Source organism: Mucilaginibacter sp., assembly GCF_039207105.1.
GTDB lineage: Bacteria > Bacteroidota > Bacteroidia > Sphingobacteriales > Sphingobacteriaceae > Mucilaginibacter.
The window spans coordinates 1-14,003 of the sequence record NZ_JBCECK010000011.1; the positions used below are offsets into that span (position 1 = coordinate 1).

Annotated in this window: 8 protein-coding genes; 1 reads left to right on the forward strand and 7 read right to left on the reverse strand. The window is 39.8% G+C overall.

Annotation, left to right across the window (positions count from 1 at the left end):
- Together AAGC65_RS03950 and AAGC65_RS03955 are read right to left on the reverse strand one after the other, a co-directional pair.
- Positions 1–2,919, reverse strand: a 2,919-nt coding sequence (locus tag AAGC65_RS03950) for a SusC/RagA family TonB-linked outer membrane protein (RefSeq protein ID WP_343111109.1), incomplete at its 3' end; no start/stop codon positions are given.
- Positions 2,920–3,036: 117 nt separating this feature from the next.
- Positions 3,037–3,687, reverse strand: a complete 651-nt coding sequence (locus AAGC65_RS03955) for a DUF3826 domain-containing protein (protein WP_343111110.1) — start codon at positions 3,685–3,687, stop codon at positions 3,037–3,039.
- 469 nt (positions 3,688–4,156) lie between these two features.
- Here AAGC65_RS03955 and AAGC65_RS03960 point away from each other — a divergent pair, with 469 nt between their 5' ends.
- The gene (locus tag AAGC65_RS03960) at positions 4,157–5,041 is read left to right on the forward strand and encodes an AraC family transcriptional regulator (RefSeq protein ID WP_343111111.1); all 885 of its coding nucleotides are present in this window, start codon (positions 4,157–4,159) and stop codon (positions 5,039–5,041) included.
- Positions 5,042–5,044: 3 nt separating this feature from the next.
- Here AAGC65_RS03960 and AAGC65_RS03965 read toward each other — a convergent pair whose 3' ends face one another.
- The 5 genes from AAGC65_RS03965 to AAGC65_RS03985 all read right to left on the reverse strand — a co-directional run bounded on the left by AAGC65_RS03965 (position 5,045) and on the right by AAGC65_RS03985 (position 13,992).
- Positions 5,045–5,977, reverse strand: a complete 933-nt coding sequence (locus tag AAGC65_RS03965; RefSeq protein WP_343111112.1) for a dihydrodipicolinate synthase family protein — start codon at positions 5,975–5,977, stop codon at positions 5,045–5,047.
- Positions 5,978–6,009: 32 nt separating this feature from the next.
- Positions 6,010–7,566, reverse strand: a complete 1,557-nt coding sequence (locus AAGC65_RS03970; RefSeq protein ID WP_343111113.1) for a sodium:solute symporter — start codon at positions 7,564–7,566, stop codon at positions 6,010–6,012.
- Between the two features lie 119 nt (positions 7,567–7,685).
- Entirely contained in the window at positions 7,686–10,097 is a 2,412-nt protein-coding gene (gene galB, locus AAGC65_RS03975; RefSeq protein WP_343111114.1) for a beta-galactosidase GalB, read from the reverse strand.
- On the reverse strand, positions 10,094–11,224 hold the full coding sequence (locus tag AAGC65_RS03980) for a glycosylase (RefSeq protein WP_343111115.1): 1,131 nt from the start codon (positions 11,222–11,224) through the stop codon (positions 10,094–10,096). The genes galB and AAGC65_RS03980 overlap by 4 nt, the downstream gene beginning before the upstream one ends.
- A 5-nt stretch (positions 11,225–11,229) precedes the next feature.
- Entirely contained in the window at positions 11,230–13,992 is a 2,763-nt protein-coding gene (locus AAGC65_RS03985; protein ID WP_343111116.1) for a family 78 glycoside hydrolase catalytic domain, read from the reverse strand.
- Between the last annotated feature and the right edge of the window lie 11 nt (positions 13,993–14,003).

The following is a 14,003-nucleotide window of genomic DNA, read 5'->3' on the forward strand; positions in this document are numbered from 1 at the left end:
CCAGTGATCAGACCAAAATGCCGGCCGGTTTTCCAATGCAGTGGCCGGGCTTGTTGCGTCCCCTTCTACCTGATCATATCCGCCATACGATATACCCATAGTAACTCCAAGAGAAATTGTTTTATACGATCCACCAAAGTTTAAACCTACATTATAATGGTTACTTGACTTCTTAGCTATATAATCTAAATCCTCGGTATTAATTTTACCATCAGGTGCAGTATATTGATTGTTTGCATCCTTAGGTCCTCTTACATCCTGGTAATAAGGCATACCAGGCTGAGGAGCCTCGCCAAAGATAGTATAGCCAGGATGTGAAGCGAGCCATGTATCAACTTGCGTTTGATTTTTGAAAATCCCAAGATAGCGGTAACCCAAAAATCCAGGATCATCTGATTTACCGGCTATATCAAGATAAGTACCTATATTTCCGGCTGGCTGATCAATTATTACATTACGGGCATCAGACCATGCGAAATAAGGATTGAAGTTATAAGTAAAATCTTTTCCGATATGATCTTTCCATCCTACTGATATTTCATAACCGAAGCTGTTTATAGAAAGCTTATTTTCGGCAGGAAGGGCTGCTCCAATTAAAAAGGGAACAGATGCCGATAATTTCGTCAACATATTATATCTATGGTCATGATAGTAATCTGCAGTTATTGATAAACGGTGTGATAGAAATTCGGCATCGAAACCAACATCTACTTTTAAATTACTATCCCATGTTACGTCAGGATTTGGCAGCAGAACGTTTGGTTCAACAGTTGTACCTCTGTCAAGGGTTGTATTTGAACCACCACCACCATTACCAAAAACGGCCGCGTGTCCTGTGGCAAACTTGTAACTGTTTACAAACTGCCACGGTGCTGTATTATCATTTCCTAACAGGCCTACAGATCCTCTTACTTTGAAAAAGTTGACGAATTTCAGATTATCCTTAAAGAAGTTTTCATCAGACATTACCCAACCGGCAGATCCTGAAGGGAAATATCCCCATTGATGGCCTGGTGCAAAATTTGTATTAGCGTCGGCCCTAAAAGCAAGTTGTAAAATATATTTATTATCGTAATTATAATCCAAACGGGTAGCATACGCCTTTCTACCATATTCTTTCACCAAACCAACCTGGTTAGACGACTGGGTACCATAAGTAAAGTTTTGATTATCCTTACCACCATCAAAAGTCCCTTCAACACTGGCGGCAACCCCTTCCATATAGTTTTCTGATTGCTCATAAAGTGCAAGGAAAGAAATATCATGCTTGCCAAACTTACGCTGATAGTTGATGATATCATTCAACTGGTAGGTATTAGTATAATTAGGGTTTAGCCTTACACGATCGCCATTTTTAATAGGAGGCGGCGTTCCAACAATAGTGCCACCGGGTATGTGACCGTTTGTGCCTGTACCCGAATACTGGTAAAATTGATGAGTTGAACCATATTGCTTACCAAAGAAATTGTTTACATTTCTGTTATAAGTAATTGTAGCACTTAAACCAGGTATAAAAGGTACATCATAACGTCCGTTAGCTGCAACGTTCAATATATAGTTGTTTTGCTGAGTATAGTCACCTGATTTTTGAATTTCAAAAAAGTTAATGTTGTCTTTAGAGGCATTACCACTTGGAGTAAGCAATACAGGGTTACCGTCAATATAAAATTTAGTCCATTGCGGAACTTTTGCAAGCGTACCAACATCATCATCCAAACTCTCGCCCGATGTTTTGAACCAAAAGCTTTTTGACTGATAAATATCTCCACTAACCGATAAGCCTACTTTAAGGCCTTTAGCAACCTTTGCATCGGCACTTGCGCGATAAGTCCATTTATTGGTATTAACCCCATCAAAGTTTGAACCTTGTTTTACATAGCTGCCACCCGCAAAAAAAGTAGCTTTATCTGTACCACCGCTTACGTTTAAAGCATGGCGTTCAACTGTTGCCGTTTTCCAGGCCACAGGTAGCCAATAAGTTTCATTTGCCGGATTTGCAAAGTAACTCAACTCATCGGGGGTATAATATCCTGCAACTTTTGCATTTGTTACTGTATTAAATCCAAGATCGTTAAGATTATAATTATTTTGTGTTTGTGCCATATCGTTCAGAAAAGTGGCATGCTGCAAACCTGTCATCATTTTAGGTAGCATGGTAGCGTCAGACAAACCGTATGACCCCGCGTATTCTACTTTAGCAGCACCTGCTTTACCCCGTTTGGTCTTAACTATAATAACACCGTTTGCACCCTGTACACCATAAATTGCGGCAGCACCGTCCTTTAAGATAGAAATGCTTTCAACCTCACTTTGGTCAAGCAGATTGAAATCAGCAGGAGTTCTGAAAGCGTCATCTATAATATAAAGCGGAGTTGTTGTTGCCGAAGTAAGGTTATTTCCAAACTTAGGGTTTCTGATAGTTATAGCACCTGCAGCACCTGGGCGGGTATCTCCCCCATCAACAGAAACGTTTGGCAACTGGCCTTTTATAGCCTGTGACAAATTAGTTGTGGGAATGTCCTGAATAGCTTTAGTATTGATAGTAGCTACCGCACCTGTTAAGTGGATCTTTTTTTGCGTGCCATAACCAACAACTACCACTTCTTCTAAACTATTTGAAGATGCTACCAGCTTAAAATCGGCATTCATTTCGCCTATTCTTAGCGTTTTTTCCTGATAATTGTAACCGATGTACCTTACGCCAACTACAATACTTTGTAAGTTGGTGGCTTTCAACGAAAAGTGACCGCTGGTATCTGTTGTGGTTCCAACAGCACTTCCTTTTATTTGCACTGCGACACCGATAAGCGGTTCATTTTTATCGCTGCTTACTACTCTGCCCGTAATGGTACGGTTTTGCGCCATTAACGTACTACTTATTAATAGCAGCACCGAAAGCAGAAGGAAAATTCTTCTCATAAAAACTTAAATTAGGTTTCATATAAATAGGTTAATTAATTGGTTTTATTTCCATTATACTGTAACCGACACTTCTCACACTGCCGGTTATAGATAATTTCATTATCAACGAGGATATTAATTTTTCATATTCCTTTCTTTTATCCTTTTTTGCCATTCCTCGCCTTCCTTTTTCATATCATATCCTTGCGCCGATAAATAGTTATTGATACGCCCTTTAAATTTGCCAAACCAGGCATGTTTTTTTTCAGCCGACTCAGCATCTATGGCATTTTCACGGGCCTCAATAAGCCAGGCCTTGATCTTAGTCTTTTGAGGTTCAGTCAAATTTGGTAACTCATCCTGATAAGCTGCATAAGTAATAGGATATACTCTGTAAGTCATGCCGTCCTTGATCTGGTCTATCTGATCTGCTTGTAGCTCTTTACTTAATTTTGAAAGATAAATGCCATGCTGGGCTTTAACTTGCTTATTTACATTACTATCAACTTCTGCATTTTTTGCAGCAGCAGCGGTTTTATCATCTCCGGTTTGTTCTTTTATTTGCTTACGGCTGGCATTGCGGGCATCATATATATCATTTAAGCTGATATATTGTGCCGCTACTATATCACGTACTTTTTTAAATTTTACAGAATCCGTGATATTAAGAACAGCAACAATCTTGTTTGCCCGTTCGGTAACTACTTTTTTATAGTTATCCTTATCAGAAGTTGAACCCGATGATTGCGCAAATGTTAGTCCTGCCCAAAAAAGGATAGTAAACATTATCATATATCTTTTTGTGATCATCTTTATGGAAATTAATTTAATTGGTCGCTGTTACTTTAATTGGTTACTGATTTGAATAAAAATGTACAGATATGCACTTCTATTTTCATCATGGTTGCTATAATTTAATTGTGTTTATAACAATTAATCAAAGACATATAATTTATTAATACTTATAAAATGTTACGCTTAACTATTGGTTTATGGATTGGGGTAGCCGCTCCTGTAAAACAGGATGCTTTAACAAATATCAAATATTAGTCATTGCTATTTCTCCCTGTATTTATCAATTTATTGTACAATATTAGCATAAGCCAGTTTTTATAGCTTATACCAGCAACGTCAAGAGAATGTTACTTTTTTATCAACTCTAATTGCTTTAAAATTCATATTTTTAAAAATTATAAACCAATTGTCAGTCAAAGCATATCTCGTTTTTCTGATAAAACTTTAGTGATTTTTTAAAATGAAGCCCCATTTTCTTAAGGTTGCTGTAAAACCGCAAAATTCATTTAGCATAAGGCATGATATTTTACCAACCTTTAGAGGCATATGGCATTATCATCCTGAGTTGGAATTACACTACGTAATTAAAGGTGAAGGCGTGCGTTTTATTGGTGATAATATCAGCAATTTTTCACCAGGCGAAATTACTTTACTTGGTGAAACACTTCCGCACTGCTGGCGCTACAAAGACGAATATTTTCAGCCAGATTCAGGATTAAATGTAGAAGTTATCGTTATTCATTTTTTACCTGATTGTTTGGGTAAATATCTTTTGAATTTACCAGAAGCTTATCTGTTGCCCAAACTATTTGAAAAGGCAAAAAGCGGAATGGTTATTGGCGGCGCTGCCAGAGAGCAGCTTGCTAAATTAATGAGGCAGGCTGTAAACGCCACCAATCTTGATCGGGTGATCATTCTACTATCTATACTCAAAATATTATCAGAGAACGAAGAATTTGAGCCTATTATATTATCGCCCAACGAGTTTCATCAATCTAATGAATCTGATACCATCCGCCTTAATAAGGTTTGCTCTTATACTTTGGCTAATTATAAAACAGAAATCAGTTTAGAAAAAATAGCAGCCATTGGTAACCTGAGCGTAACTTCGTTTTGCAGGTACTTTAAATTAATGACCAAAAAAACATATTTTGATTTTTTAACGGAGATCAGGATCAGTCATGCCTGCCGTTTTCTGATTGAAGATAAATTACCAACCGAGGTATTGTGTTTTGAGTGTGGATATAACAATATATCAAATTTTTACCGACATTTTAAAAGGGTTACCAAAATGACCCCGCTGGAGTACAAAAGAAAATACCTCAAAGGTCAGCCAACAACTTAAAAATCAAACCATTTCAATCCCTACACTTTGTTGCAATAAAGTGTAATTATTGTATAAATGTTCTATCTGGCTTTTAATAGTTTGCGAAAAATCGCCTACACTGCGCCTGGTAGTTGTTGATATTTTCAGCCCGCGTTTAGTTAAACAATATTTGGCCACAGCGGGATATACATTGTGCATCACATCCATATTGTCAATCAAAAACTGTTGAACTTCTGCTACCTCGTGTTGCAAGCCAGTGTTAGCATAGTTATTGCATAGCCAAACCACCAGTTCCGGGAAAAAATTGCCCTGGATGCAAGAAAGCCCAGCTGAACCTGCTTTAAGCGATTCAACGGCATGAGCCATGTAAGCATCATACAAACCAAATTCGGCATTAGCTTTACCCGCCTCCAATTTTTGTCTGATTTGATTGATATCCAAACAGGTATCTTTATGATATATTACCCTACCTGTACCAACAAAGTCACTCAATTGTTGTGCTGATAATAGCCTTTTATATGGAACCGGACATTCATAAAACCCCAGGGGAATATTATCGGTTTGGTTTATCAGATCAAAAACTCGGTCGTTAAATACTTCGTTTGTTTCATTTTGATCTGCCAGCAAACTGGTTATAACAATTACAGCTGCCGTACCTGTATCATGTACTTGTTTAACAAAATCAGCCTGTTTATTAATTGCCCCGCCAAAAGTACCTGTAGCAACTACCGGTACAACACCATTAACCACTTTTATAACGTGTTTTATTACCTGCAAACGCTCCTGATCCTGCAATTCAAACATTTCGCTGGAAAGACAGTTGGCAAACAATCCCGATGCACCGGCTTGCAAATACATTTCGGTTAACTGTGTGAGTACGTCGAAATCTATATCTCCATTGTTTTTAAAAGGTGTTAACATTACCGGTATAAAACCTTTTTTCTTCTGTTCCATTTTAATGTTATTGTGTAGTATTAGTTATTGTTTTATACCAAAACCCGTCTTGTTTTTGTTAAAAAAACGCCGGTCAGGAAAATAGTGAGTGTACCGGCTACGATGATCATATTTGTATTCAAATTGCTCCGGAGTGATGCATATTCATCGGGAATAAGCATTGGGAAGGTAAGCCATAAAATAACTGCAAGTCCGATCAAAGTGGCAATTTTGGCTTCGTGATTACCTGTTTGCCTGCTAATCATGCCCAGCAAAAACAACCCAAGCATACCGGCAGCGAATATTCCTGAAAGTTGCCACCATATATCCAAAATACTTTTTACACCTATCATAGCTATACCGGCTCCCATTCCTGCTAATCCGAATACTACAGTACCTATGTGCAGTACATTAAGGGTTTGTTTATCGTTTAAGTTCGGTTTAAAATATCGCTTATAAATATCAACTGTAAATACTGTGGCCGATGCATTCATTCCGGAACTTATAGTGCTCATAGCTGCTGACAATATTGCCGCAACGATGATGCCTACCAAACCAGCAGGAATTTTAGTTACCATAAAATGTGGCATTATTTTATCACCATAATCAGCGGGAGTTAGTTTAGTCATCAAGCCGGTAATTTGTGCAGGTGTGGCGGTTATAGGCAGGCGTTCAACCGCCGCCTGATGTTTAATACTCATGATGAGTTCCGGGTGCTGGATGTAATAAGCATATAAACAAGAGCCGATTACAAAAAACAGGAACGATGCCGGAACATAGATCCACACACATAACCATACCGACTTGGCAGCTTGTTTAGTTGATTTGGCTGCATGATAACGTTGTATGTAGTTTTGATCCATCCCGAAGTTATTGAGATTGATAAAAAAGCCATAAAACAATATCACCCAAAAGGTTGGGGCTGTAAAATTGAGTGACAAGCTGCCCAGACTGAATTTATTATCCGCCTCACCTATTTCCTTAATTTTTGCAAAGCCCCCGGGAATACTATTTACCACCAGGTAAATGATCAACATTGCACCCAAGGTTTTAATAATTCCCTGAACAACTTCTGTCCAGATAACGGCTTTGATTCCACCTGATACAGTATAAAGTATAATAGATATCCCCATGACCAGCATGATCATTTTCATAGAAAGCCCGGTAAGCGCTTGTAAGCTTAAGGCAATACCAAAGAATACAGAGCCCATACGTGCCAATTGAGTTAACAAAAAACAAATAACCGCATATGTACGTGCCCAGGGGCCAAATCTTTTTTCGAAATGGGTATAGGCAGATATCTCGCCTGTTTTACGGTAAAATGGTACAAAGTATTTCACGGCCACCCATGCAGCAAATGGCATAGACAAGCTAAATACAAAAGCATTCCAATTACCTCCGTATGCTTTGCCCGGCACCCCTAAAAAAGTGTTACTACTTAAAAATGTGGCATATATAGACAAACCTATAGCCCAGCCTGGTATTAAACCCGATGCCTTGGTAAACTGTTCAGCATTTTTATTTTTACGCGAAAAATAAAAGCCAACCAATACCATGCCCATCAGGTAAATACCTATAATGGTAAAATCAAGCACGGGCAGCACTTTCATGCGTTAAAGTGGGTATTCATTAAAATTTATACAGAGAGGTTTAATAATTGTATAAACAAATTTAATGTAACGGTACTAAGCTTTCATATAATATTTTGACTTGCTATTATATGATATTATCATTTACTTTCAATAGTGAGGATGGCTGGTTGTAAGCCATCAGCGGCGGCCTTAATAGTGATTTTCCCCTGTTGAGTTTTTGACTGTATAATGGCCAGCCCTAATCCGTTAAATACCCGATGTTCTTGAGCTACAAATGGATCAAGGTCTGTTTGCGAACCATTATCTACCGCTTTTAGTACTCCTGCCCCTTTTGTACTGAATTTAATCAGGTTATTAGCATCAGGTACCAAATTGTTGTTCTGATCCAGTACGGATACAGTTATAAAAGAAAGGTCTTTACCATTGGCATTAATACGGTTTCGATCTGCCTCCAGCTTTATTTTATAAGGTTTTCCAACAGTGGCAACTTCGGTAGTTAAAACTACTTTCCCATTTTTACGCGATACCGCTTTTAACGTTCCCGGCTCGTATTTTACACGCCACATTACATGCAGGTCATCACCATTCTTTTTCTTTATCCCCAATGACTTACCATTTAAATAAGCTTCCACCTCATCGGCATTATTATAATAGGCCCATACATCAATAGTTTGGCCGGCTTTCCAATTCCAATGGGGAAGTAAGTGCAATACAGGTTTGGTTGTCCACTCACTTTGATACATGTAGTAAATGTCCTTGGGGAAGCCCGTCAGATCAACAATGCCAAAATAAGAACTACGTGCGGGCCATAAATATGGTGTTGGTTCACCTATATAATCAAAGCCCGTCCAGACGAAAAGGCCCGACAAGAAATCGTATTTTTTGATGATCTTCCAGGTTTCTTCATGGGTTGATCCCCAGTAAGCCGATACATTATCGTACGCCGATACGGTATAATCCGGGTTGCCATCCTTCAGTGGTGTTTTACCATCCTTTGGCCAACGACGGATACTATCCGATGGCATGTCATAGTGCCCTCGAGTTTCCAATGCCGACATATTTTCTGTCCCGATAAACTTTTGGCCAGGATAGTTTTTCTGAAAATCAGCATATACTTCCTGGTGATAGTTTAAACCAACCAAATCGAGCGCGCCAGACTGAAATATAAAATTCTTTTTAGGGTCAGGATCGCTTAACGCTGATGTAACCGGTCGGGTTTTGTCAAGTTGTTTTACTATAGCTACCAATTCGCGCCCAATAGTAACGCCTGTGCTATCAAATTGCTCCCGAATCTCGTTACCTATACTCCAGGCAAAGATGGATGGGTGGTTACGGTCGCGCAGAATCTGATCTTGCAAGTCCCGGACATGCCACTTGTCCCAATCCTGATGATAATCGAATTTATTTTTCTTTTTCTTCCACATATCAAAGGCCTCGTCCATTACCAGAAAGCCCATACGGTCACATAAGTCAAGTAGCTCAGGTGCTGGTGGATTATGAGATGTGCGGATAGCGTTGCAACCCATTGCTTTTAATATCTGTAATTGGCGCTCAATAGCCCTCATATTTACCGCGGCGCCTAAAGCGCCCTGATCATGATGCATGCAAACACCTAATATTTTCATGCTTTTACCATTTAAGCTAAAGCCTTTATTCTCATCAAAATTAAAATAGCGAATGCCGGTATTAGTTATATAACTATCTACCAGTTTGTCATTCTCAAGCACATTTACTACAACTTTATAGAGATATGGCCTGCTTACCGACCATAGTTTGGGCTTATATATTTGCAGACTTTGCTCGGCTATGCTGTCCGCATCGTTTATTGGAGATGTTTTTTGAGTAACAACCTTTCCTAAAGAATCAATCACTCGTGTTTGTACAGCTAATTTTCTATCAGACCCTGTGCGATGCAACTGAATGCTCAAGGCTATTTCTGCCAATTGTTCATTAACCTTTGGGGTAGTGATATAAGTACCCCAATTGACAATGTACGTTTTAGCTGTGGTAACCAGCCATACATTACGATAGATACCCGAACCGGTGTACCAGCGCGAATTTGGCTGATCGGAATTATCAACCCGCACAGCTATCACATTTTTTTGTCCGTTAAATTTCAGGTAAGTACTCAATTTATATCTGAAAGAGATATATCCGTTTGGTCGCTTACCCAGATAATGGCCATTTATCCAAACCTCGCTGTTATGGTATACTCCATCAAAATCAATAAATATATTTTTATTTTTTGAAGAGGGCGGTAAGGTAAACGTTTTACGATACCAACCAATGCCCGCAGGCAAACCTCCCTCGGCCTGAGTTGTAGGATTTTGAGGATCAAACTTACCTTCAATACTCCAATCATGAGGCAAATCAAGATTTCGCCATTGAGCGTCAGTAAACGACGGATCTTTTGCTTCGGGTTTATCACCCAAAAAGAATTTCCATCCCGCATCAAAGTTTTCGGTTTTACGTACGTTTTGGGCTTGTGCAGTAACTGTATAACCAAAGAATATCAACAATAAAAAATAGCGATACTTCATCTTCTTCATTGTTTTTTCTTTTTAACCGGTGGTGCCACAAAATTCAATTCGCTTTTACCCATGTCCTTCGAAGTAGCTACAGCTATTCCCCGCTGATCGGCTTTGTTTACAGCGCAGTAAAAATGATAAACCACACCTTTGTATTTTACTACGAATGATTTATGGGCAAACATATTATCATAAGGTTCAGATGATTCAATGAGCTTACCACCAGTCCAATCCGTCCAGTGAACCAGATCATAAGATGCCGCAAAGCGGTTGAATACACCCGATGTGCCGTTTTTCCAAAAAGCTCCGAAATAAAACATCACATAAACATCACCTATTTTTTGAATATAAGGATCGCCGGTAATACCATCACCATGATTCAGTACCGGGTCTTTTCCAAAACGTTGCCAATGCAACATATCATCAGATACGGCCATACCAATACGTTCGGCCCCGCGCTTTTTATTCACGCTATCGCCATTAGCGTTATAATACATGATAAAGGGATGCCCCGTTAATTTGCTTTTATCCCAGATCACGGTTTCTTTGTATTGCGTGTGATTATCCCACCAGCTTACATCCTTATCTATACTTGACAGCACAGGATGACCTGATCGTTTCCATTCATGTACAGAAGCCGGATCCTGATCTGTATAAGCTATTCCAATTGATAATAATCCTTTTTCATACCCTCTACTCTGTCCGCCGAAATAGGATAGCCAATATTTATCCTGATATTTTTGCAGCTGATATGAACCTCCCCATTTATTATCCTGTAGCGCAATGTAGCCTGCTTTTTGATTATTATCCCAATCGGCTGTATCTGAAAAAGAAAGGATGCGGCCCTGGGGTTTCCAGTGCAGTAAGTCTTTACTATTGGCCAACCAGGTTTCGTAGCCCCGGCCATTAAACAAGATGTAGGTCATATACCAGTTGTTTCCTTTGCGGAACACGCTGGGGCAATCTATTTTTTTGGAGTTACTGTCGGGCACCACGACCATACCGTATTTATAAGGCGTTTTTACCTGTTGATAAATATCCTGCATTACTTTTTCAGGAACTGCTTTATAGGTAGATTGTGCGCATACATTACCTGTTGTGAACAGGCAAACCAATAACACCCAATATTTATAAGTATGTACCATCATGTATATTATTTAGCGTTAAAAGTGTAATTTCCGGAACCGATCTTCAGCATAGCTTTTCCATCTTTATAGCCTATCAATTTCACATCTTTTTTATTGCTGATATTTTGTCCATCAACCTTGATAACTGCCATCTTACTGGCCGGAAGATAAATAGTAGCTGTAGTATTAGGCGGAATGCTAACGCTCAGATCAAATCCCTCAGCCCATTTTTTCCAGGCACTCGATATAGTACCATAAGGTGATTGATAACTGGCGCTGGCCGAGCTTACATCACCAACAACTTCGGGCCTGATCTCGATATGATTGAAAGCCATAGCACCTTCTGCCGGGCGGATGCCTGCCAGGCCGCTGTAAAACCACTCCATCAAATGCCCCAGCATAAAATGATTGTTGGATACCGCCGGTAATGCCGCCCATGATTCGGTAAGCGCCGTAGCTCCATGAGCCAGCTGGTAACCATAACCCGGCTTATCATCGCGACTGTTCATGTCATAAATTACATCAGACCGGCCTTCATCGTCCAAAACCCTTAATAGATAGCGGTAGCCAATATCACCGGCTGTAAGGCTGTTACCTCTTTCGTGGATATCCTTTACAATATTGTTAACCACTGCTGCCTTATACTGTGGATCAACCAATCCCGCATATACCGACATAGCGTTGGCGGCCTGGCTTCCAGTGCCATATTGTTGGGTTTGGGGATTAAAGAATTTATTATTGTAGGCTTGCTTTACTGTTGCTGCCTGCTTTTTGTAAGCTTCGGCATCGGCCGGTTTGCCTAATAACTGTGCAATTTTAGCTGCTATATTTAAATCGTAGTAATATATTGACGAAGCAGTAATACCTTTTGGTGTTAACTGCGAAACACCTGGTGGCTTTGGCCCCAGATCAAACCAATCGCCTAAGCCCTGATACAACAAATTCCCGTCAGACTTTTTGTGAAGATAAGCGAGATAGCGCTTGATCATATCATAATTTTCGGTCAGTACTTCTTTATCCCCATACCATTGATAAACATACCAGGGTAGTATCACTGCATTGCTCCCCCACTCCGGCGAATCGCGAAAAGGCTCTTCAAACTTTACATATTCTGGTGCTATTTCGGGTATCAATCCATCATCTGTTTGAGATATGCGCATATCGTTGATACACTTACGCGCCAGGCCTGCTATATCATAATTATAATGCAGCGAACTGCCCACTAAATGCGCTTCCTCTATCCAACCCAGTTTTTCACGATGCGGGCAATCGGTAAACACGCTGGCCATATTACTTTTCATGGCCCAGTCCATGAGTTTAAATGTACGGTTAAAAAGTTCATTTGAACACGTAAACTTACCCATTGTAGCAGCTGCATTACGGGTATGCAATCCTTTAATATCCATAACAACCGGAAGCTTTTTCGTATTAGCTTCATTCTGCGGTGTAGCACCCTCTACCTGTAAATATCTAAAGCCATAGTAGGTAAACTGCGGATGCCAGGTTTCAGGCCCATTGCCTTTTAAAATGTAATTATAGTAATGTGGCCCCCCGGAACCTTTTTGATTGGCACTGCCATCGGCATTGATCAGCTCGGCAGGGATGATTCTTACCGTATCGCCCTTTTTACCCTGCACGGTGATCTGCGGTATACCTGAAAAGTTTTGACCGAGATCATAAACCCATGCACCCGTATTGAGTTGATTTTTGCGCTGAGGTGCAAACTCCTCCATTATTTTTAAAGGATCGGCAAACTGAGCATTTAACAACGATGGGCCATCAACAATGATCGCTTTATGCCAATTATTATCATTAAAGTCATTGGTATTCCAGCCGGTTTGCTCCAGGTTGGCATTATAGTCTTCACCTCCGTATATGCTGGTAAAGGTGATGGGCCCCGGAGTGGCTTTCCATGATTCATCACTTAATACATTTTCAATGTGACCGTCCTGGTACTCCATAACCAGGCGGCAGATCATTTTAGGATAGCCGAACGCGCCGGTAAGTTTACGGTAACGCTTATCACGTGGAATGTAGTAAAACCCATTACCCAACATTATACCAACAGTGTTTTTCCCGTATTTTAAATCGTTGGTAATATCAAAAGGCACATACAGGGCTTGTTTATCGTACTTAGTCCACCCCGGATCAAGAAAATGATCACCTGTTTTTTTGCCGTTCAGGCTTAACTCAAAATGCCCTAAACCGCAAATGTAAAGGGTAGCTTTTTTCAATTGATTTTGCACATCAAATGATTTGCGAACCAGCGGCAGCACATCATTGGCCGCGCCCAGCTTTTTAGGCCCCCTGCCATGATAAAACGGCACAATAGCAGCAGTATCAGGAAGTTTATCATAAGCAATCCATTTAGCACCGTTCCAATCGGCTTTAGTTAACAACCCCATTTGCCAACTGGCCACATCACTCCATGCTGAAGTATGCTGATGATTATCCCAACCTATTATCTTCCAATAATAGGTTTTAGCGGCTTGCAGTACCTTTCCTTTATAAGCTATTTGTAAAGAAGCTGAAGAAGTTACCTTTTTAGAATCCCAAACATTACCCTCATTATTCTTGAGCTTTGTAACATCATCTGTAACCAATATCCTATACGCGGTTTGCATAACGTTATGCTGCTTGCTCTGTAGCTGCCAGCTCAATTTAGGCATCAGCGATTCAATACCTTGCGGATTCTGCTTATACTCGCATTGCAGGTTTACTACCTTTAAGTCCTGAGCAAAACCGCAGGCTGGTAATAACAATAGCAATACATAAATTTTTTTGATCATTATTTTCATGT